Below are 19,984 nucleotides of genomic sequence, written 5' to 3'. Positions count from 1 at the left end.
CAAGCCTGCCGTGAACCGACGTACCTTTCCAAGTCTCTGCCATGCCCTTTTTCTCTGCCTGCTGGCCGCCTTCAGCCAGGGCTCAGCCCGTGCGGTGACGGTCCTTTATTCCAGTAACTTCAGCACGACCAGTGGTGCCAACAGCATCGCTGGCTGGGCAGCGGGTGCTGAAGGCGGGACCGTGTCCCGGTCGGTGAATTCTTGGGACAACTTTCTCATTAGTCCCGGTGTCTATGGCGGTGACGGCGTGAAAGGGGATGGCTCGCTTTTCCTGGATACGAAGGATGCCACTCCGGGGAATGAATTTTGGACCTATACCTTTGCGGCGACCATCAATGAGGGCGATCTTTTCAATCTATATGGCGCAGCCTTCAATGCCTATTCCAGTTCCAATCTAAACTACACGGTAGGGTTGTACAATGTCACCGATGGCCGGGTAATGGTAACTTCGTCGGCATTGGGCGGGACCCGGGCCGGGGCGGATGAAAGTGCGGACATCAATCCGTTTCATAACTTCAATGTCAGCTATGAGGCCGTTGCCGAGGATGTGGGTGATGTATTCCAGATCCGCGTTGTTGAGAACCTGAACAATACCGCCCGCAACATCAACATTGATAACATCGCGATCTCCGTCACCTCTGTGCCCGAGCCCTCACGCGGCATGTTTTGTCTGCTCGCCCTGGGGGGCGTGCTGATGCGGCGGCGGCTGTGAAGATTAGCCTCGTTTGCGCTCCAGCAGGTTCATCATGAGGAAGGAAAGCATGAGGGCGGTGTGCTCGCCTTCGCTGGCGGCATTCACCTGGACCAGGCCGAAGCGGCCTTCCCAAAACGCGCTCTGCTTGGTGAGCCTCAGGACCGGGGTGCCATCCAGACGGCTGGCCAGGTAGCGGGGATGGAACATGTAGCCGCTGAACATGCCAATGATGGGGATCTGGTCCACGAAGCCGTCCATCAGCTTGGCACCGGGGTTTTCCTCACGGATGAGGAATGAGATGTCGCGGGAGCCCGGGGCGAAGACCTCGTAATGAGCCCGCCAGAGCGACTTCATGCCGCGTCTGCCCACGGCACCGATCTCATTGCCCTGGGCATCGCGGAAGGTATAACGGGCGGACCAGTCAATGATGCGGTCGGCTTCGATCGTGGCCAGGAGCTGGGTGCGGGATTCGTCGGTGAAGACCTCCACCTTTTCACGGAAGCGCAGCATCTTCTGCTTCACATAACAGACCTGTTTTCCCGAGGCATCCTCCACATAAATCTGCGGGGCCAGGGTAACAAGTTTGAAGCGGAAGGTGAGGGGATAGTTCATGCAACGGGAGAGGTGAGAATGAGTTCAGGAAACGAGGACACGCAAGCTGGAGAAGGCAAAGCTTTTGCGAAGTTCATCCAGGTCATCGGCAGACAGGGATTTGAGGATGGCAGGAGCCTTTTTGGGGGCTAACAAGAAGTATCGCAAGGAGGTCAGGAAGATTTCGGGCTGCTCTTCAGCGGGAGTTTCCAATACCTCGGGGAAGGTGGCGTCCAGGATGGAGGTGCCGTCTTCGGAGACATCGGTCAGTTCTTCGGCCCAGCGCAGGAGGGTTTCGACGGGTTTGACCTCAGGAAACCGCTGGCCGACGAGGGTGAGCACATCGCTTTTGGAGGCCACGTTCATGAGCAGGGCGAGGAAGAAACGGTGCTCAGGATCGGCGATGCGGCTGCGCATGTTTTTGATGCTGTCGCGATGCACGCACTGCTCCAGCGTGGGGGCGATGCTGGCTGAGGCGAGACCGTGTTTGGTCTCAAAGGCGGTGAGGACGGTGTCCCATTCGCCGAGATCGGCCATATGTCCCATGCTGTGCTGGAGGACGTAGAAGCCGCGCTCGAAGTCGAGCTCCTGGATCATGGCGAGCACGAGTTCCGCATAGGCAGGGTCTTCGGACTGCTCCATGACATCCAGCAACTGTTTGCGGCGCATGGTGAGGAAGTCGTTGAGATGCGGATCCAGCGCGATGTGCGGGGGCAGGAAGTTAAACTGCGGGCTGGTGCCGGGATCGTTCTGGGTGCGGACGACGACGGTCACGGAAGGAGTCTCCAGATGGAAGAGCGAGTGGATGCACTTGGACCCGGAGATGATGGGCACGGTGCTACCGGTCTCCAGCAGCTCGATCTTTTTCATGCGGACGTCACCGAGCTGCAAATGCGGGGTGATGGTATGCTTGGGATCAAACTGATAGTGGGCATGAATGCTGGAGCCGGCCATGACATGGAAGGCGCCGGAAAATTCATGCTGGTGAATGTCTGTGGTGCCATCCAGCCAGAACAGGAGCTGGATGTAAAAGCGCGGGTGGTCGTAGGCGATGATCTCCGGCTGGCCGAAGCCGGACTGGGTCTGAAAGGGCTGCTCGTCATCCAGGAGGAATTCGCGCATGAAATCGGCCAGTTTGACATGCTGGGCCGGGGGTTTTTCATCGAGCGCGTTGCGGGCGATTTCCGGGAACTTCTCCAATGAAAAGTCCGCCTGTTTCCAGCGCTGTAAAACGGTGCGGCCCAGGTCTTTGAAGAATGCGTTCATGTGGACATTCATCCACCAGCCGGGGGGCGGGGACAAGGGGCTTTGTGGTTACTCCTTGCAGACTCGCGGCTCTGCGCTCTTTTGCCATCTTGGAGGCGGCTTGTGCGCAGCCACTGACTGCCAATCCATGAAACCCTTTCTCAATCTCGCTGAGGCCCGCACACCTGAGGGGGCGGTGCTGTCCCTTCACTCCCATGACACGGAGTTTTATCTGCGGGTGAACCGGCAGCCGCTGATGGGAACCAATGCTTCCGAGTCAGAGAAAGTGCTGGCGGAGCTGGCCTGTGCCCGGCTGGCATCTGCCAAGGTGCCGCGCATCCTCATTGGCGGGCTGGGTTTTGGCTTCAGCCTGCGGCGGGTGCTGGAATGTGTGGGCCCAGATGCCAAGGTGCAGGTGGCGGAGCTGCTGCCGGAGGTGGTGGCCTGGAACCGGGAGTTCCTCACGTCTGTAAACGGCCTTCTGCTGGATGATCCACGGGTGGAGATTTCAGTGGAGGATGTTTACAAGATCCTCGCTCAGGCCCCGGCAGGGCATTATGATGCGATCCTTCTGGATGTGGACAACGGTCCCGTGGCAATGGTCAAAGATGGCAATGGCAGACTGTATCAGGCCCAGGGGCTGGCAACGATCATGAAGGTGTTGAAGCCTGATGGCAGGGTGACGTTTTGGTCTGCCAATCAGGATTTCGCCTTCACCCGCCGGTTGAGCAAAGCAGGGTTCAAAGTGGAGACGGTGGGCTGCAAAGCCTATCCGCAGGCAAAGCGGAAGACGCATGTCATCTTCGTGGCGGACCGGAAGGCATAAATGGGTTGGTGACTTTATGCACGATGGTTCCGCTCATTCATGCATAGCGCATGGATCAAGAGTTTGAGTTGTTTGTGTAAATCATTGGTTATCAATGCATTGGTAGATTCTCGGTGATTGGCCGGTTACGTGCAGAAGTGCGAGGAGTTAACCCGCTTTGGTCAGGCAAGGAAGGGCGTTTTGAATTCAATCGAATTTATAACCTCTCCCCTCCATCCAAGGCTGGTGAAACAACCAAACCAACTACCCATGAAACACTTTTCATTATTAATCCTGGCTGCGGTCCTTGCCGTGGCCGCGCCAGTTCCGTCGGCGCGGGCGGAGGTGGATGTCTCCATAGACTTCTTCTACGATGCCCTCAGTCCGCACGGAGACTGGATCTATGCGGATGACTACGGCTATGTCTTTCAGCCAACACTGGCACAGCAAACCGACTGGGCTCCATACTCGGACGGTTACTGGGCTTATACAGATGCAGGCTGGACCTGGATTTCGAACGAAGATTTCGGCTGGGCCACATATCATTATGGCCGCTGGATCCAGATGCAGGGAAGCTGGGTCTGGGTTCCAGGCACTGAATGGGCTCCGGCCTGGGTTTCCTGGCGGCAGACCGATGACCACGTAGGCTGGGCCCCGCTGCCACCTGAAGCACGCTGGTCGGCAAATGTGGGGTTCAACCAATGGACGGACAGCTACTACGATGTCGGCCCTTCCTGGTATAATTTTGTGCCCTTTAACCTCTTTGCGCGGAGCAGCTCGTTGCGTCCGTTCATTGTCAATCGCAGCCGCAACATCACCTACATCAGCCGGTCGGTGAATGTAACAAACATCAGCTACCGCCAGAATGTGGTGAACAACATCTTTGTAGGCGGACCTGACCCCGATCGCTTTGACCGTGGTGACAACCGCATCCGCCGGCTGAGCCTGCGCCGTGATGACGACCGCTTCCGCCGTGACTGGCTGGACAACCGCGGCGACCGTCCGCGTGATTTCGGAAGCCTGTCCCGCATTGAGCGGAATGAACTGGTGGTCGCATCGCCTTCCGTGAGAAGAGATGGTAATGCAGGCCTGCCTTCCAGAGTTCGGGAACGTTTCGAGCGTCCGGAAATTAACCGTGGCTGGCGTGATGCAGGCGATTCCAAAGCGGCTGAGGCGCTGCGTGAGCGCCAGCGTGCTGAATTTGCCAAAGCCAAACCCGCCGATCTCCCGGAGAAAAGGCCCTTCATTGCCACCAGCAATATGCCCCCTCCAGCCGTGGGCCGCGACCTCAGGCCGGAAGAGCGCCGTGGCAGCAGCCAGCGCCCGGATCCACGCGGAGTGGATGAAGAAGTGCGCCGTGCGACGCCGATACCGAATGCTGACCGCCCAGGTACTCCAGGCAGGCCAGGCCCCCAAGATACGCCTCCTGGCCCTGGCCAGGCAGGCCGTCCAGGAATGACGGACCGCGAGGGCGGCCGCCCCGATGTCCGCCCGGATGCCCGTCCTGGCATGACGGATCGTACTGGCCGCCCTGGTGAGCGTCCCGAAGGCCGGCCAGGAATGCCAGATCGCGATGCCCGTCCTGGTGACCGCCCAGAAGGCCGCCCTCCTGGCATGATCCCAGGAAGCCGCACTCCAGATGTGAAGCCCGGTGAGCGCCCAAGCCTAGTGCCTCCAGGCAGCCAGCCTGGCAGCAAAGGAGACGCGAAAAGTGACCGCCGTCCAGGGGTGAAGCCTGAAGAAGCTCCCCGCCCACGCATGGCCCCAGGCGTGGTGCCGAATGAGGAAAGCCGCCGCCCCGGTGGTGCTCCAAGTTCCTCCGTGACACCGCCGAAGACTCAAAATCAACCTCCTTCAGCCCGTCCTTCCACCCCTGAGCGGAAGATGCCAACTCCCCCTTCAGCCCGTCCTGAACTGCCGAGAGTGAATCCCAGTTCGCCCGGCAACCGCCCGGGTGGTGCCCCTGAGGTGCGCCGTCCTTCTTCAGGACCTTCTGTGCCACCCAGCGCACGTCCGGTGCCAATGCCAGAACCCAAGAAGCCCTCCAACGCGCGCCCTAGCCAGACTCCCCGGCCAGAGGCACCCAAGGCCCGGCCTACTCCGATGCCTTCCCCTAATGTGAAGCCATCCTCAGCACCCGCACCTAAAGCCCGGCCAAGTCCTCCCAAAAAAGACGAGAGGCGCAAGGATGCTCCTTCTCTAAATGTGGCCCGGCCTTCATCCAGCCCCCAGACGAAAAAAGCCGCACCCGCACCCAAACCGCAGGTGAAAAAATCTGCCCCTGCACCCAAACCCCAGGTGAAGAAGTCAGCTCCGGCTCCACGTCCTCAGGTGAAGAAAACTGCTCCGGCACCCCGGCCTCAGGTGAAAAAGCCCTCTTCAAGTCCAAAGCCACAGGCAAGACCTTCAGCCAAAAAACCTTCATCCAAGAAGCCTGACGAAAGGAAGAAGCGTTAATCCAGCCCTCGCCTGAAAGCAGTCAGATGCTGGCGAACGGACCGGTTTAAAACCTTCAAAAACCGGCAAAAAGGGGTTTCCTCTTTTTGCCGTTTTTTGATGCATGTGTGGACCGCGCAGGAATGTCCATGTTCCAGCCTGGAGTTCAGGCTCAATCGAAATGGTTTCAGACGGGGGTTGCCAGATTCATGCTCTGGCACGTAGTTAACTGTGCATGAACGCCTCATCGTTTCTCAATAGCATCTTCATCCTGATGGCCAGTGCCACCACTGTGGCAGCAGCAGACTGGCCGATCTGGAGGGGGCCCACGTATGACGGCCTTTCCACCGAAAAGAACTGGCAGCTGACCGGTGATCCCAAGGTGGTTTGGGAAGCTGAGATCGGTCTTGGATTCTCCTCCTTTGTCGTGTCCAAAGGCCGTGTCATCAGCACCGGCCATGCGGATGATGCGGACACCGTTTTCTGCCTGGATGCCAAAACGGGCAAACAAGTCTGGAAGCATGTTTATCCGGCAGATTTGGGCGACAAATATTACGAAGGCGGAACTTCCGCGACGCCGACTTTTGACGGGGACAAGGTTTATCACCTCAGCCGCTGGGGAGACCTGTTTTGTTTTGAGGCTGCGACGGGAAAGGTGGTCTGGGAGAAAAATGTGCAGAAGGAGACAGGTGCCAATCTGCCCGACTGGGGATTCGCCGGTGCACCGCTGGTGCAGGGAAATCTGTTGATCCTGAATGTAGGCAAGGCCGGCATGGCGGTGGAGAAAGCCAGCGGCAAGATTGTCTGGAAGAGCGAGGTGGACAGTGCCGGTTATTCCACACCGTATCCCATTACCCGCGACGGCAGGCAGCTCGCTATCATCGGATCTGCGGATGCCTATGTGGCCGTGGATGTCAAAACCGGCAGCCAGCTCTGGTCTTATAAATGGAACACCCGTTATGGCGTCAATGCTGCAGACCCGATCCTGAGCGGCGACAGCCTGTTCATCTCCAGCGGCTATAACAAGGGCTGCACGCTGCTGAAGCTGGGTAGCGGAGCCCCGGAAAAAGTCTGGGAGAACAAGAGCCTGAAGAACATGTTTAACTCCAGCGTGCTGATTGATGGCCATCTCTACGGCATTGATGGCGACCAGAACAGCCGTGCGGGCCTGAAGTGTGTGCGCTTCAGCGATGGCAAGGAGATGTGGTCTGAGAACATGGGTTTTGGATCACTCATGGCTGCCGATGGACGGCTGATCATCCTTTCTGCCAAAGGCGAGCTGATTGTGGTCAAAGCCGGCCCGGAGAAATTTGATGAAGAGAGCCGTGCGCAGATCCTGAATGGCAAATGCTGGAGCGCCCCGGTGCTGGCCAACGGCCTGCTCTATGCGCGCAACTCCGAAGGGCGGGTGGTATGCCTGGACCTCAACAAGTAATCTACGCCACTGGGATTCTTCTGGCTAGAAGGTGCTGCCTGGCAGCGTTGACTGCCGCCTCCTGCTCCCGCCATGTCCCTGCCGACCGTCCGCTTCAAACACGCCCGTTTTTCCGCCCGCTTTCCTGAGGCTTACAGCTATTCACGCTCGCATTATTGGATGGCTCCCGTGGCGGATCAGCCGGGCGTCTGGCGGGTGGGGTTTACCAAATTCGCCACCCGGATGCTGGGGGAGCTGGTGGACTGCGAATGGCCGACTAAAGAAGGCGATGTGGTTGAGCCAGGGAAAAACATCGGCTGGGTGGAGGGCTTCAAGGCCGCATCGGATGTCTATTCGGTGATGAGCGGCCGTTTTGCCGGCGGCAATCCCTATTTAAAACAGGATGCCTGTGTGGTGAGGACGGACCCGTATGAAGTGGGCTGGCTGTATGCCGTGGAAGGTGAGCCGGAGGAAGACCACCTGGATGTGCATGGGTACATCGAATACCTGTCAGGCATCATTCACCGCATGGCGGAGGAAGGCCACGGGGAAGAGGGGGCAGGGGAGGAGTAAGGGGCACAGTATTCGAGAGAGTTGTTCAAAGACCCTTATCTCATGGCGGACGATCAGGGAGAGTCAGTTGGGGCCCAACTGAGCTACTATCAGCTTTCGGGATAGACGGCCAGGGCCATCACACCTTCATTCGGCAGCCAGCCGACGACTTCAACGCGGCGTGGGACCTTGGAGGTCTTGTTGCCCATGCCCTGGCTGACGGTGTCCAGAAGCTGCTTCTGGGTGTCTGCATTGACATCGCTGCCGAAGAAATTGGCGAGATTGCTCAAAATGGGAGCGGGGGCCTCCATGCCGACGATGGTGACCGGGGTGCGGTTCTGGCCGCTGGCCACCATTTGCTCGCGCATCATCTCCGGGGAAAGGCCGCCGGGCATGAGAATGAGTCGGCGGAGGCGGGCGACGGTGGGCGCATGGATCTGAGGCCTGGCGACGGCCAGGGCGGAGCTGGCTGCCGGTATCGGCGGCTTGATGGACTTCGTGGGCTTGAGGAAGACGACGGTCTCAGCAGGCACCTCCAAGGTGTGAAAATCAGGGCCTCCCTCTGGCAGGGGCAGCAGGCTGTCCTGCGCATAAACGCTGGCGCAGAGGAGGCTGATGAGGCTGGAAAAACGAACCAATAAATTCACAAGGGCGCGTTTTTATCAGGAGGCCGATTTTTCCACAACCATTATTTCGTCCTAAAACGATCAAATCGTCATGGAACTGTAACCTCCATCCACGACCATCTCCTGGCCGGTGAGGAAGCTGCCTGCGCCATTGGCGGCGAGAAGGAGGGCGGCACCGACGAGTTCATTGGCGGCCCCGAAGCGGTTCATGGGAGTGTGGCCCATGATCTTGGCCACGCGGTCCGGGGTGAGGACTTTCTTATTCTGCTCCGCCGGGAAGAAGCCGGGGACCAGGGTGTTCACCCGGATGCCCAGGGGCGCCCATTCGCGGGCCAGGTTCTTGCTGAGATTGTGCACGGCTCCTTTGGACATGCTGTAGGTGAAGACGCGGCTGAGGGGAAGCAGTCCAGACATGGAGCCGAGGTTGATGATGGAGGCTTCCACCTTGTTTTCGACAAAGTATTTGCCAAAGACCTGGCAGGCCAGAAACACGCCTTTGGTGTTGATGCCCATGATCCGGTCGTATTCCTCCTCTGGGATGTCCAGGAAGGGGGTGGCAGAGTTCACCCCGGCACCATTGACCAGGATGTGGCAGCCGCCGGAGCGCTCCAGGACCTGGTCCAGCAGGAGCTGAAGGTCGGATTTGCGGGAGGCATCAGCACTGACAAAATATCCCTGGCCACCTGCGGCATGGATGGCTTCAAGGCGTTTTTCAGCCTTGGCAGGATCCCTGCCCACGAGGACCACTTCCGCCCCGGCACTGGCATAGCCTTGGGCGATGGCACCGCAGAGCTCGCCTGTGCCGCCGATGACGACAGCGGTTTTGTTTTGAAGAGAGAAGAGTTCAAAGATGGAAGACATGATGGGAGGGGGAAAGGCTGACAGAGTTAGAGCAGAGCAAGGGATAAGCCGATGTCGAATGGAGAAAGCCCGTCAAGTCCAGATGATGAGATTGTGTACAGCTTAAAAGTGGCACGCTGCGTGCTACTTATGAAGGTTGTGGAAGCAACCCGAATCATTCCCATCCAAACCAACCGGCCCGTACAAGGGCAGCAACCCTCCAATGTCATCCGCATGGAACCTGACCCTGGACTGATCAAGATGGATACCCTGCAGGGGAGGGAATCCTTGTCCGGTGGGGATGCGGAGTCTTCACAGCGATTTGCCAGCGAGGTGAAATATATCACTTTCTATGCGCATAAGCTGGCGGAGACGCTGGGCATGCACCAGCTTCAGCTCGGCATCGTGGAAGACAGGGAGGGGCAGACGGCGTTTCACTCCTCCGCCAACGGATGGCACGGGGTGGTGAGCAGCAACCGGCGGTCATTGAAGCAGATCAAAGAATCCCTGGCCAGGAGCTAAGATCCCCTGCGTATGACTTTGAATTCTCTGATCGCAGCGGTGGCTGCATTGCAAAGGCTGGAAGGGGTGGCGGGTGTGATGCTCTTCAAGGGCCGCAACACGGTCCACCGCCAGATGCCCTTTTCTGAAGGCCGGGCACTGGACCTGACGGATACGCTGGGCCAGATGCTGGAAGGCTACCGCCAGGTGCGCCGCAAGATGCGCCAGGTGTATCTGGAATTTGACGGCGGTGTGCTGCTGGTGCTTGTCAAGGAGGAGAGCGTGCTGGTCTTTCTGCTCACAGGCCGGGCGGATGCTGACCTTGCGGCCAGCGCGGCGACAGTGCTGCTGAATGATCACGCCGCCCTGCTGGACGGGCTCTCCACGGAGCCTGGCGCCTCGACTCCGCGCACGGAGGACGGCATCGAGGAACTGGTCGTAACCAGCCCGCGCCGCCTTCAGGAAATGACGGACAAGGCGGAGATGGTGGTCAACAACTGGGGCCAGGTGCGCAAGGTTATCGAAGGCATTTTGGGCAAGGTCATGGGGCGCGCGCAGGTTTCCAACCTGATTGACCGGACGCTCCAGGACAGCGGCACACCGGATCCCTATCGGCTGAATCCCAAACAGGTCCGCAAACTGGCCATCAGTGTCATTGAACACATCCCGAATGTTTCCAAGCGAAGGCAGTTGCTCTCCGAACTGGATTCCCACCTCGACGAACTTTGACCGCAGACTTTTCTCCCATTTCATGATCAAGCGCTCCCTCCTGACGGCCCTTGCTGGCCTCGCCTGCCTGGCTTTAACGACGATCCCGGTTCAAGCCCAGAACGGCATTGAAACGAGGCTGGACACCATCATCCAAAAGCTGGACGCAAGCCAGACGACGCTGAATGAAGTGGCCAGCAAGGTGGGCGCTGAACCGCTCGCGACGGCACCTGCTGCCGCAACAGCGGATGTGGGAACCGTGGCCAAAGCCGAGGTCGAGGCTCTTCAGGTGAACATCAACTATGTGTGGATCATCCTGAGCGGGGCGCTGGTCTTCATGATGCAGGCCGGATTTGCGATGGTGGAGCTGGGTTTTTCCAGGGCCAAAAACAGCATCAACATCATCATGAAAAACTTTCTGGATTTTAGCATCGCCACACTGGTGTTCATGTTCCTGGGGTTCGGCCTGATGTTTGGCACCTCCTGGGACGGCTGGATCGGCACGGACAGCTTCTGGCTGTCGGGGCATCCGGGGGATGACAGCCTTTGGAGCTTCTGGTTCTTCCAGGTGGTCTTTGCGGGCACGGCCTGCACCATCGTCTCCGGGGCCATGGCGGAACGGACCAAGTTCATCGGGTATCTGGTGTATGCGGGGATTCTCTCGGGATTCATTTATCCCCTGACCGGGCATTGGGCCTGGGGCAGCTTTGGCGGCAGCTTTGGTGTGGGCGGGGAGCCGGGCTGGCTGGAGGCGATGGGTTTTGTGGACTTTGCAGGCTCTACCGTGGTGCATGCCTGCGGCGGTGCGTGTGCGCTGGCGGGCATTCTGGTGGTGGGGGCCAGGCACGGCCGGTTTGGCAAAGACGGTTCTTCCCGCCTCATCGCCGGGCATAACATTCCGCTGGCAGCGCTGGGGGTGTTTATTCTGTGGTTCGGCTGGTTTGGCTTTAATGGCGGATCCACACTGATCGCCAATGCGAGCATTGGCCGCATCGTGGTGAACACGACAGTGGCTCCGGCCGCGGGGGCGATCGCGGCGATGATCTCCATGTGGTTTGTTCAAGGGCGGCCGGATGTGGGCATCACGCTCAACGGAGCGTTGGGTGGGCTGGTGGGCATCACCGCCTGCTGTGCAAGCATCACCCCAGGCTCGGCATTGATCGTCGGTATTGTGGCTGGTCTGCTGACCACCGTGGCGACCATCGGCCTGGAACGGATGTGCATTGATGATGCGGTAGGGGCGGTGCCCGTGCATCTGGTGAACGGCTGGTGGGGGACGCTGTCGGTCTCGCTTTTTGACGAAGCGGGGTTTGATGCACAGAAGTTTGGGGTGCAGGCGCTGGGCACCTTCGCCATCAGCGGGACGGCCTTTGTTTTGTGCTTCGCCATCTTCAAACTGGTGGACCTGACCGTCGGGCTTCGGGCCACGGATACGGAGCAGATTGACGGTCTGGACTTCTCCGAACACTCGGCAAACGCCTACCCTGACTTCCAGACAACGGAGCAGGCGTGAGGCAAACGGAGCGGGTGAGCAAAAGGACACATTGAAATTCTTGATTTCATATTGTGTCCAATAAGGCCCCCTTGAGCTGAATTTAGACACGTTTGTGACTTGTCGCTGGTGATTTGCCTAGCTTGGCACGAATCCTGGTGCTTGTTGTAACCTCCCCCCCCCATTATGACAGAAGTCGAAATCGCACATAAATACACCCGTGTTATCAAAACCAGCCTTGGCCAGTGGGTCCAGGCCATGGTGGTCAAAAAACCGTCGTCAGAAAATCCAGAAGTCACCTGGAAAGGTGTCGGCAGAATGCTTCCCGTACGGGCGCTGCCTGAGAATGTGGAAATGGCGCGGCTGGCGGTGCTGAAGGACCGCCGCTTTTTCAGAATGTGCGACCGCTGTCAGGAACTGCGGCCGACCTCATTGATCGTTGACGCCGGCGGATGCAAAGAATGCGTCGGCGCGGTGAAGGTCATGGCCTGATCCAGGAAAAGACCCCCTGGCCTGGTCTCAATGCTGGCGTTTGCGCCGCAGGAAGACCAGGCCAAGGCCCAGGCCGAGCAGGGCCATGCGGCCAGGCTCCGGAATGATGGTGACGACGGCATAGAGGCCGGTTTGATTGAACTCATAGGTCCATTTCAAATCGGTGGGCAGAGTGATGCCTTCAGTCTGGATGGCCGTGAAGTTCACACCGGGCAGACCGGTGACAATGCTGCTCCAGTCCACAAGCAGCCAGCGGTCGCCTTCGCTGAAGTCTTCGGAAACCAGCGTGCTGCCCTGGCCCAAACTGAGGTGCAAGATACTGCTGAGGGAGATGTCTGTGGCCTCGGCTCCGGTGATGAGGAGGCGGTCGGCGGCGGTGGAGATGGCGCTGTTATCACCCGCATTGGTGAAAAGGCTGAAGGAAAGGCTGCCGGTGGAGGTGAGGCCGCCCGTGGTGGCATCCAGAGCCAGCGTTAGGCTGCTGGCCGTGAGGCTGCCGGGGGTGCCTGCTTTCAGTGTGCCTTCATTGAGCAGGGAGGCGGTGCCTTGCGGGGCCAGGCGACCGCTGCCTGCCAGGGTGCCATTGGCCTGGATGAGGATGCTGCCTGCGCCCGTGGCGGAGCCGCTGCTGTTGGCGGCGAGGAGGATGCCTTCCTGAATGGTGGTCTGGCCGGTGTAGGTGCTGGCGGAGTTCAGCAGCAGTGTGCCGGTGCCGGTTTTGGTGAAGGCCAGGGGGCCGGGGCTGCTGCCATCCACAATGGCGGAATTGACGGTGGTGGTGCGACCGGGGGTGACGCTGAAGGTGCGGGCGCCGCTGCCGCTGAGGCGGAGGTCCAGTCCGGTGATGGTGAGGCCGGTTGTACTGTCGTAGTTTTCCAGGGTGCCGGCTTCCCAGTTAAAGATGGCATCGCCTTTGGGGGCGGTGCCGCGCTGGATGGTGGCCGCCTGGAGGGTGCCGCCGAGGAGGTTGAAAGTGCCATTGGCAAAGCCTGCGCCGGTGCTGGTGCGTTGAGAGAGCGTGAGGGTGCCGGCTTTGATGCTGCCGGGTCCATTTAGGGTCAGGGTGCCATCCGCCCGGTAAGTGGCGGATGTGGAGGTGGAGGTCAGGGTGCCGAGGATGATGCTGGTGGCATCCAGGGTGCCTGCGCTGACGGTCAGGCTGCCGGTGGTGTTGGAACCTTGGGTGCCGTTGTTATCATTCTGGCCGATGGTAAGGGTGCCAATGAGGGCATCAATACTCCCCGAACTGAGGTCCACGGTAGCATCGGTGCCCACAGGGCTGCTCTGTCCGCGGCCAATGAGCCAGGTGGCACGCGCGGTGCCATCCGTGGCACGGATTTTCAGGCTGCCACCGGTGATTCCGTCAGCAAACTCCAGCCGGGTGAGGCTTTTCAAACCGCCGATGATGAGGTTGCTGGCATTGATCTCGTTGGTCTGGCCCAGGTAAACAGTACCGATGTTTTGCCCGCCCGTGGCACCAGCGGTCAGGGTGGCGATGCCGAAGGACTTGGCGGTGACCTGGTTGCTGCCTGCGGCCAGGAAAACGGTGACGCTATTGTTAACCAAATTGCCCTGTGAACCGAGGTGGATGTCGGCCGTGCTGCTGTCGAAGATGAAGCTGCCGAGACCGGACATGTCCAGGATCGTGGACGTATTGGCAACGGAGGCGCCAATGACCCAGTTGGGACCGCTGCTGAGGGTGAGGCTGCCATTGGCGCTCAGAACGGTGGCGGTCTGACCGGCGGCGACGGTGAGGGAGGAGACGGTCTCGCTGAAGCTCTGAAGATCCAGGGTGGCGCTGCCGGTGAAGCTGACCACGGCTCCGTTGGAGAGCACTTCATTAGTGGTGGTGCGGAGAATGCCTTCCTGGAGGTCAATGCTGCCGGTATGGGTGCTGCCAGAACTGCCCACGAGGAGGGTGCCTGCGCCTTGTTTGGTAAAGGCCACGGCAGGGGCGGTGGGGCCGTTGTTGATGGCCGCATTCAGGGTGATGGTGCGGTCTTCGCCGATCTGGAACAGGCGGTCACCGGTGCCCATGAGCTGAAAGGTGATGTCATTGATGGTGAGGTCACCGGAGGCATCATAGGGCTGGATGGTGCCGGAGGTCCAGTTGAGCAGACGGCTCACGCCTTCGGTCCCCGCGCCGCCTTGCAGGGTCTCTGCACGCAGGGTGCCGCTGAGAAAATTGAAGATGCCGGTGACGGTGCCGGGGACACCTGCGTCACGTTTGTCGGCAAAAAGGATGGTGCGGGCGAGGATGAGTCCGCCGTCCAGTTCAAGCGTACCCGTAGGGCTGGCACCAGCTCCACCTGTGCTGCCTGCGCTGCTGAGTCGCTGGCCGAGAATGATGGTGGTGGCATCCAGGGTGCCGAGGCCGATGCTGAAACGACCCAGGGCGGAGCGGGAGCGGTTGCTGGTGACACCGAGGGTGAGGGTGCCTACCAGGGCATCCAGGGTGCCGCCGCGGCTGTCGAAGTAACTTTCATCCACGGTGACGCCATTGGAGTCGTGCCTGCTGATGAGGATGTTCATCCGCTCGTCGGGATTGGTGCCGCGCAGGGTGACGGTGCCGCCGGTGATGCCATCGGCAAAGTAAACGAAGCCCTGGTTTTTAAACTCCGCGCCAATGTTGAGGGTAGCAGCGGTGATGCTGTTTGTCTGACCCAGCAGGAGGGTGCCGGTATTTTCATGGTTGCCACCGCCGGAGTTGACGTTGCCAATGTTGACGGAGGCAGCTGTGATGAGGTTGCTTTGTGCCAGGCGAAGCGTGCCGCTGGTGAAAAGCGCCGCACCCGCACTGGAGACATAAGTGCCGCCGACGGACAGACTGCGTGTGGGACCATTGAAGACAAAGGTGTCCAGCCCGGACATGTCCAGGCTGGCGCTGCTGCCGCCTGCCACGCCGCCGATGACCATGTTGGCCGCGCCTGCGGTGAGGGTGCTGCCTGTGCCGATGACTGTGCCGGTGACATTGTCTGCCACGGAAAGGTTGCCCACGGTCTGTTCGAAGCCATTGAGATCCAGGGTGCCAGGACCCGAGAAGGTTACGGTGGTAGATGTGGGCAGGGCGTTGTCATTGGCGATCTGAAGGACGCCTGCTTCGATGACGGTGCCTCCGCTGTAGGTGTGCGCTGCGCCGGAAAGGGTCAGGGTGCCGGTGCCGGCCTTCTGCAGGCGGCCTGCACCGGTGACGGGGGTGCTGAAGCTGGTGGCATCCGTGCGGTCAAAGCGCAGGGTAGCTCCGCTGGAGATGCTGATGCCGGTGGCCGTGGCCAGGGCTCCGCTGGTGGCTCCGTCGCCGATTTGCAGCGTGCCTGCGGTGACCTGCGCGGCACCGGTGAAGGCGGTGTTTTCACTGGCGACGATGAGCGTGCCGGTGCCTGCCTGGCGCAGGATGCCTTTGTTGGGATCGGTGGTGCCGCTGACAAGATTTTGGGTGAGGGTGACCGTATCGCTACGATTAAGGGCGAGGACGGTTTGGGCGCTGACGGGGGAGGCGTGGCTGGTGGCAAAGGTGACGTTGCCGCTGCCGAGGGTGCCAGTGGTGCCTCCATTGCCGATTTGCAAAACGCTGTTGGTTCCTGACGTGGCATTGGTCGTGATACGGGTGCCGCCAGACCAGGTGTTGTCGGCGGCGAGAATCACGGTGCCGTTGTTAAACTTGAGCAGTTCAGAGGTGCCGGCATCCACAGATGCGTTGATGGTCAGGGCGGCGGCGGCACTGCTGTTGTTATTCCCGAAGCCCGGATTGGATCCGGTCAGGGTGAGGCTAAAACCGGTGCCGGGATCAATGATGTAGGCACCGGCGCGGCTGCTTTTGTCAATGCGGTTGGTGGTGATGTTTTCACCCAGGGTGATGCTGCCGCCCACCCCGTCGTTATCGTAGCCCGTGGTGGCTCCCAGGTTGGCCGTGTGGCTGCCATTGGTCCAGGGGGTGTTGCTGCCGCCGGCACTGCCGGTCCAGTTGGAATCAGCGGCATTGCCACCGGAAATCCAGGTGCCGTTGCCGTTCTGATTGAGCAAGGTGCCGGGCTCTGCATCCCAAAAGAAAGGCGCGGCCTGGCCCTGGATGGTGAGCAGGATGGCCAGACATAAAGATACGACAAGACGATGAAGCGGTTGGGGGGAAGCCGTCATCCAGCCAGGAAACGAACTTGTCACCTGTTTGCAACTTGTTTGCTGGATTATGCGAAGAGATAAGAATACTGCTTATTTCAGGTGCTGGTCTGGAAAAGCTGGTAGGAACCTTAAACGCCTAGTTCACGCTTCACTTCGATGAAGGCTTTCACGGCTGCATCCAGCTCAAGCATAGTATGAGCCGCGCTGATTTGGGTGCGGATGCGGGCCTTGCCCTGGGGCACGACGGGATAGCTGAAACCGATGACATAGACGCCATGTTGCAGCATGGCCTCGGCGAACTTGGCGGCCAGTGAAGCATCGCCCAGCATGATGGGCACGATGGGGTGCTCACCGGGCAGCAGATTGAATCCGGCCTCGGTCATGGCTGCGCGGAAAAAGCGGGTGTTGGTTTCGAGCTGGTCACGCAGGGAGGTGGAGCTTTTTAACAGGTCCAGTGCGGCAATGGAAGCGCCTGCGATAACGGGGGCAAGTGTGTTGGAAAAAAGATAGGGGCGTGATCGCTGGCGCAGCCATTCAATGATCTCTTTTCGTCCGCTGGTGTAACCGCCGCTGGCTCCTCCGAGGGCCTTGCCCAGCGTGCCGGTGAGGATGTCCACGCGGCCCATGACGCCGCAATGCTCATGCGTGCCTCGGCCATGGGCCCCCATGAAGCCGACCGCATGGGAATCATCCACCATGACCAGGGCATCGTACTTGTCTGCCAGGTCGCAAATGGCTTTCAGATTGGCTATGTAGCCGTCCATGGAGAAGACACCATCCGTGGCGATGAGCTTGAAGCGTGCGCCTTTGTCCGTGGCTTCCTGCAGGCGGGCTTCCAGATCGGCCATGTCATTGTTTTTGTAACGATAACGCGCGGCTTTGCACAGGCGTACGCCGTCTATGATGGAGGCGTGGTTCAGTTCATCGCTGATAACGGCATCCTCAGCGCCTAACAAGGTTTCAAACAATCCTCCGTTGGCATCGAAGCAGGAGCCGTAGAGGAGAGTGTCCTCCGTGCCGAGAAAGTCGCTGAGGCTGGCTTCGAGTTCTTTATGCACTTCCTGGGTGCCGCAGATAAAACGCACGCTGGCCAGGCCGTAGCCCCATTTGTCCAGGGCGTCATGGGCCGCTTGCCGGACCTGTGGATGCTGGGCCAGACCGAGGTAGTTATTGGCGCAAAGATTGATCACCTCCCGCCCGCCATCCGCCTGCACACTGGTGCCCTGGGGCGTCGTCAGCGTGCGCTCTTTTTTATAGGTCCCGGCTTCACGAACGGCGACTAGCTGGTCGGTGAGATGGGATTGGAAGCGCGAGTAGGATTTCATGGAAAAACTGGAGGTGTAAACGCCATGCTGTGGGCCTGTGCGACGGCTTCGTTGTGGAGGGTGCCGTGCATGACGTTGATGCCACCGAGAAGGGCGGGCTGGCGGTGGCAGGCTTCCTGGAGACCGTGGTCGGCGAGGAGCTCGATGTAGCGGTGGGTGACGTTGATGAGGGCCTGGGTGGCGGTGCGGGCATAGGCACCGGGCATGTTGGCCACACAATAATGGGTCACGCCTTCCTCCACATACACGGGATCGTGATGGGTGGTGGGGCGGGTGGTTTCGGCGCAGCCGCCCTGGTCCACGGCAATGTCCACGAGCACACTGCCGGGGCGCATCTGGCGCAGCATGGCGCGGTTGATCAGCTTCGGCGCGCGAGCCCCTGGAACGAGCACGGCCCCGATGAGCAGATCCACCTGCGGCAGCAGCTCCATGAGGTGGGTTTCGTTGGAGTAAAGCGTATGAGCGGTATGCAGGGTGATGTCCAGGAAACGCATCCTTTCCAGATCCACTTCCAAGATCGTCACGTCTGCGCCGAGGCCGGTGGCCATGCGGGCGGCATTGATGCCGGCGACACCACCACCAATGACAACGACCTTCCCTGGCAGTACGCCGGGCACACCGCCGAGCAGGGTGCCGCTGCCACCGGCGTGTTTGGCCAAAAAGTAACCGCCCACCAGCACCGACATGCGCCCGGCGATCTCGCTCATTGGTTCCAACAGGGGCAGGCGATGATTCACCTCAATGGTCTCGTAGGCCAAAGCGGTCGCGCCGGATTGGAGTAGGGCCTCCGTCAGCGGGCGGTTGGCCGCGAGATGCAGGTAGGTGAAGAGTAGATGGCCGGGACGAAGCAGGCCGTATTCGGAAGGCAGAGGCTCCTTCACTTTCACAATGAGTTCGGCCTTTTCAAAGATGCTGGCGTGGTCGGTGAGCAGGGTGGCACCGACGGCTTCATAGTCCTTGTCGGGGAAACCAGCGCCGTTGCCGGCATTGGTTTCGACGAAGACCTGATGACCGCGCTTGATGAGCTGGTAGGCGGCTGAGGGAGTCAGCGCCACACGGTTTTCCTGCTCCTTGATTTCTTTGGGGACGCCGATGTTCATAGGGTGAAATTAGTGGCTCCAGTCCAGCACAACCTTGCCGCAATGACCAGACTCCATTGCCGCAAAACCCTGTTCAAAGTCGGTGTAATGAAAACGATGGGTGATGACGGGCTTGATGTTCAGTCCGCATTCCAGCATGACACTCATCTGGTACCAGGTTTCATACATCTCCCGGCCATAGATGCCTTTGATAGTGAGCATGTTGAAAATGACCTTGTTCCAGTCAATGCTGATGGATTCCGACGGGATGCCGAGCATGGCGATCTTGCCGCCATGGCACATGTTATCAATCATATTGCGGAAGGCGGAGGCATTGCCGCTCATCTCCAGGCCGACATCAAAACCCTCCTTCATGCCGAGCTGCTTTTGCACATCGGTCAGGTTTTGCGTCTGCACATTGACGGCAACTGTCGCGCCCATCTGGCGGGCGAGGTCCAGGCGATAGTCGTTCACATCGGTGATGACGACGTGGCGTGCGCCTGCGTGCCTAACCACAGGGATGGCCATGATGCCGATGGGGCCTGCTCCGGTGATCAGCACGTCCTCCCCCAGGCATTCAAAGGCCAGGGCGGTGTGGACGGCATTGCCAAAGGGATCAAAGATGGACGCCACTTCCTCATCCACCCCTTCGCGGTGATGCCAGACGTTGGTCATCGGCACACTGATGTATTCGGCAAAGGCTCCCGTGCGGTTCACGCCGATGCCGACGGTGTCCTTGCACAAATGACGGCGGCCGGCCAGGCAGTTGCGGCAGCGGCCACAGACGACATGGCCTTCGGCGCTGACGATTTCACCGGGGTGGAAGTCGGAGACATTGGATCCGACGCGGATGACCTCTCCCACAAACTCATGCCCCACCACCATGGGTGCCGGGATGGTCTTTTGCGCCCACGCATCCCATTTATAAATGTGGAGGTCGGTGCCGCAAATGCCGGTTTTGCGCACCTTGATGAGCACATCATTGATGCCCACCTCAGGTTCAGGCACGTCTTGCAGCCAGAGGCCGCGTTCTGCATGGGCTTTGACAAGTGCTTTCATGGTAAC

At 59.7% G+C, this 19,984-nt stretch carries 17 protein-coding genes; 9 read left to right on the top strand and 8 right to left on the bottom strand.

Annotated elements, in window-relative coordinates; genetic code table 11:
- Positions 1–10: 10 nt before the first annotated feature.
- Complete coding sequence (locus WJU23_RS07785; protein ID WP_346331986.1) at positions 11–712, top strand: hypothetical protein; 702 nt, start codon at positions 11–13, stop codon at positions 710–712.
- 3 nt (positions 713–715) lie between these two features.
- Here WJU23_RS07785 and WJU23_RS07780 read toward each other — a convergent pair whose 3' ends face one another.
- A complete protein-coding gene (locus tag WJU23_RS07780; protein ID WP_346331985.1) occupies positions 716–1,306 on the bottom strand; it encodes a hypothetical protein in 591 nt (196 codons plus the stop codon).
- A 24-nt stretch (positions 1,307–1,330) separates the two neighbouring features.
- Entirely contained in the window at positions 1,331–2,551 is a 1,221-nt protein-coding gene (locus WJU23_RS07775) for a hypothetical protein (RefSeq protein WP_346331984.1), read from the bottom strand.
- 127 nt (positions 2,552–2,678) lie between these two features.
- On the opposite strand from WJU23_RS07775, the gene WJU23_RS07770 reads away from it, so the two are divergent.
- The 4 genes from WJU23_RS07770 to WJU23_RS07755 all read left to right on the top strand — a co-directional run bounded on the left by WJU23_RS07770 (position 2,679) and on the right by WJU23_RS07755 (position 7,758).
- On the top strand, positions 2,679–3,356 hold the full coding sequence (locus tag WJU23_RS07770) for a spermine synthase (RefSeq protein WP_346331983.1): 678 nt from the start codon (positions 2,679–2,681) through the stop codon (positions 3,354–3,356).
- Positions 3,357–3,605: 249 nt separating this feature from the next.
- Entirely contained in the window at positions 3,606–5,792 is a 2,187-nt protein-coding gene (locus WJU23_RS07765) for a DUF6600 domain-containing protein (RefSeq protein WP_346331982.1), read from the top strand.
- A gap of 214 nt (positions 5,793–6,006) precedes the next feature.
- Positions 6,007–7,206, top strand: coding sequence for a PQQ-binding-like beta-propeller repeat protein (locus tag WJU23_RS07760; RefSeq protein WP_346331981.1), 1,200 nt, complete (start codon positions 6,007–6,009; stop codon positions 7,204–7,206).
- A 72-nt stretch (positions 7,207–7,278) separates the two neighbouring features.
- Positions 7,279–7,758 carry a glycine cleavage system protein H gene (locus tag WJU23_RS07755; RefSeq protein WP_346331980.1) on the top strand — a complete coding sequence of 160 codons (480 nt, stop codon included), beginning with the start codon at positions 7,279–7,281 and terminating at the stop codon, positions 7,756–7,758.
- An 89-nt stretch (positions 7,759–7,847) separates the two neighbouring features.
- On the opposite strand, the gene WJU23_RS07750 is transcribed toward WJU23_RS07755, so the two are convergent.
- Entirely contained in the window at positions 7,848–8,384 is a 537-nt protein-coding gene (locus WJU23_RS07750) for a hypothetical protein (protein ID WP_346331979.1), read from the bottom strand.
- Positions 8,385–8,444: 60 nt separating this feature from the next.
- Entirely contained in the window at positions 8,445–9,224 is a 780-nt protein-coding gene (locus WJU23_RS07745; RefSeq protein ID WP_346331978.1) for an SDR family oxidoreductase, read from the bottom strand.
- Between the two features lie 213 nt (positions 9,225–9,437).
- On the opposite strand from WJU23_RS07745, the gene WJU23_RS07740 reads away from it, so the two are divergent.
- The 4 genes from WJU23_RS07740 (at position 9,438) to WJU23_RS07725 (ending at position 12,396) form a co-directional block, all read left to right on the top strand.
- Positions 9,438–9,725, top strand: coding sequence for a hypothetical protein (locus tag WJU23_RS07740; RefSeq protein WP_346331977.1), 288 nt, complete (start codon positions 9,438–9,440; stop codon positions 9,723–9,725).
- Positions 9,726–9,737: 12 nt separating this feature from the next.
- On the top strand, positions 9,738–10,433 hold the full coding sequence (locus WJU23_RS07735) for a hypothetical protein (protein ID WP_346331976.1): 696 nt from the start codon (positions 9,738–9,740) through the stop codon (positions 10,431–10,433).
- 22 nt (positions 10,434–10,455) lie between these two features.
- A complete protein-coding gene (locus WJU23_RS07730; protein WP_346331975.1) occupies positions 10,456–11,925 on the top strand; it encodes an ammonium transporter in 1,470 nt (489 codons plus the stop codon).
- 165 nt (positions 11,926–12,090) lie between these two features.
- Positions 12,091–12,396 carry a hypothetical protein gene (locus WJU23_RS07725; RefSeq protein WP_346331974.1) on the top strand — a complete coding sequence of 102 codons (306 nt, stop codon included), beginning with the start codon at positions 12,091–12,093 and terminating at the stop codon, positions 12,394–12,396.
- Between the two features lie 27 nt (positions 12,397–12,423).
- Here the strand turns inward: WJU23_RS07725 and WJU23_RS07720 are convergent, their stop codons facing one another.
- From WJU23_RS07720 to tdh, 4 genes are all read right to left on the bottom strand, one after another.
- Entirely contained in the window at positions 12,424–16,533 is a 4,110-nt protein-coding gene (locus WJU23_RS07720) for an autotransporter-associated beta strand repeat-containing protein (protein ID WP_346331973.1), read from the bottom strand.
- Positions 16,534–16,643: 110 nt separating this feature from the next.
- Positions 16,644–17,840: a glycine C-acetyltransferase gene (locus WJU23_RS07715; RefSeq protein WP_346331972.1), complete on the bottom strand. Its 1,197-nt coding sequence runs from the start codon at positions 17,838–17,840 to the stop codon at positions 16,644–16,646.
- Positions 17,837–18,940, bottom strand: coding sequence for an alanine dehydrogenase (ald, locus tag WJU23_RS07710; protein WP_346331971.1), 1,104 nt, complete (start codon positions 18,938–18,940; stop codon positions 17,837–17,839). Before ald ends, WJU23_RS07715 begins: the two co-directional genes overlap by 4 nt.
- A 9-nt stretch (positions 18,941–18,949) precedes the next feature.
- The gene (gene tdh, locus WJU23_RS07705; protein ID WP_346331970.1) at positions 18,950–19,978 is read right to left on the bottom strand and encodes an L-threonine 3-dehydrogenase; all 1,029 of its coding nucleotides are present in this window, start codon (positions 19,976–19,978) and stop codon (positions 18,950–18,952) included.
- Positions 19,979–19,984: the final 6 nt, after the last annotated feature.

Source organism: Prosthecobacter sp. SYSU 5D2 (genome assembly GCF_039655865.1).
In the GTDB taxonomy this organism is placed as follows: domain Bacteria; phylum Verrucomicrobiota; class Verrucomicrobiia; order Verrucomicrobiales; family Verrucomicrobiaceae; genus Prosthecobacter.
Note: the sequence above shows the minus strand (reverse complement) of the source record. Positions and strands in the feature narration are given on the sequence as shown.

What these genes read in the sequence shown, in the direction of transcription:
- WJU23_RS07720 (WP_346331973.1), bottom strand. Translation starts at nt 16,533, where the DNA reads ATGACGGCTTCCCCCCAACCGCTTCATCGTCTTGTCGTATCTTTATGT.
- WJU23_RS07765 (WP_346331982.1), top strand. Translation starts at nt 3,606, where the DNA reads ATGAAACACTTTTCATTATTAATCCTGGCTGCGGTCCTTGCCGTGGCC.
- WJU23_RS07760 (WP_346331981.1), top strand. Translation starts at nt 6,007, where the DNA reads ATGAACGCCTCATCGTTTCTCAATAGCATCTTCATCCTGATGGCCAGT.
- WJU23_RS07735 (WP_346331976.1), top strand. Translation starts at nt 9,738, where the DNA reads ATGACTTTGAATTCTCTGATCGCAGCGGTGGCTGCATTGCAAAGGCTG.
- WJU23_RS07740 (WP_346331977.1), top strand. Translation starts at nt 9,438, where the DNA reads ATGGAACCTGACCCTGGACTGATCAAGATGGATACCCTGCAGGGGAGG.
- WJU23_RS07745 (WP_346331978.1), bottom strand. Translation starts at nt 9,224, where the DNA reads ATGTCTTCCATCTTTGAACTCTTCTCTCTTCAAAACAAAACCGCTGTC.
- WJU23_RS07725 (WP_346331974.1), top strand. Translation starts at nt 12,091, where the DNA reads ATGACAGAAGTCGAAATCGCACATAAATACACCCGTGTTATCAAAACC.
- WJU23_RS07780 (WP_346331985.1), bottom strand. Translation starts at nt 1,306, where the DNA reads ATGAACTATCCCCTCACCTTCCGCTTCAAACTTGTTACCCTGGCCCCG.
- WJU23_RS07755 (WP_346331980.1), top strand. Translation starts at nt 7,279, where the DNA reads ATGTCCCTGCCGACCGTCCGCTTCAAACACGCCCGTTTTTCCGCCCGC.
- tdh (WP_346331970.1), bottom strand. Translation starts at nt 19,978, where the DNA reads ATGAAAGCACTTGTCAAAGCCCATGCAGAACGCGGCCTCTGGCTGCAA.
- ald (WP_346331971.1), bottom strand. Translation starts at nt 18,940, where the DNA reads ATGAACATCGGCGTCCCCAAAGAAATCAAGGAGCAGGAAAACCGTGTG.
- WJU23_RS07775 (WP_346331984.1), bottom strand. Translation starts at nt 2,551, where the DNA reads ATGAACGCATTCTTCAAAGACCTGGGCCGCACCGTTTTACAGCGCTGG.
- WJU23_RS07715 (WP_346331972.1), bottom strand. Translation starts at nt 17,840, where the DNA reads ATGAAATCCTACTCGCGCTTCCAATCCCATCTCACCGACCAGCTAGTC.
- WJU23_RS07770 (WP_346331983.1), top strand. Translation starts at nt 2,679, where the DNA reads ATGAAACCCTTTCTCAATCTCGCTGAGGCCCGCACACCTGAGGGGGCG.
- WJU23_RS07730 (WP_346331975.1), top strand. Translation starts at nt 10,456, where the DNA reads ATGATCAAGCGCTCCCTCCTGACGGCCCTTGCTGGCCTCGCCTGCCTG.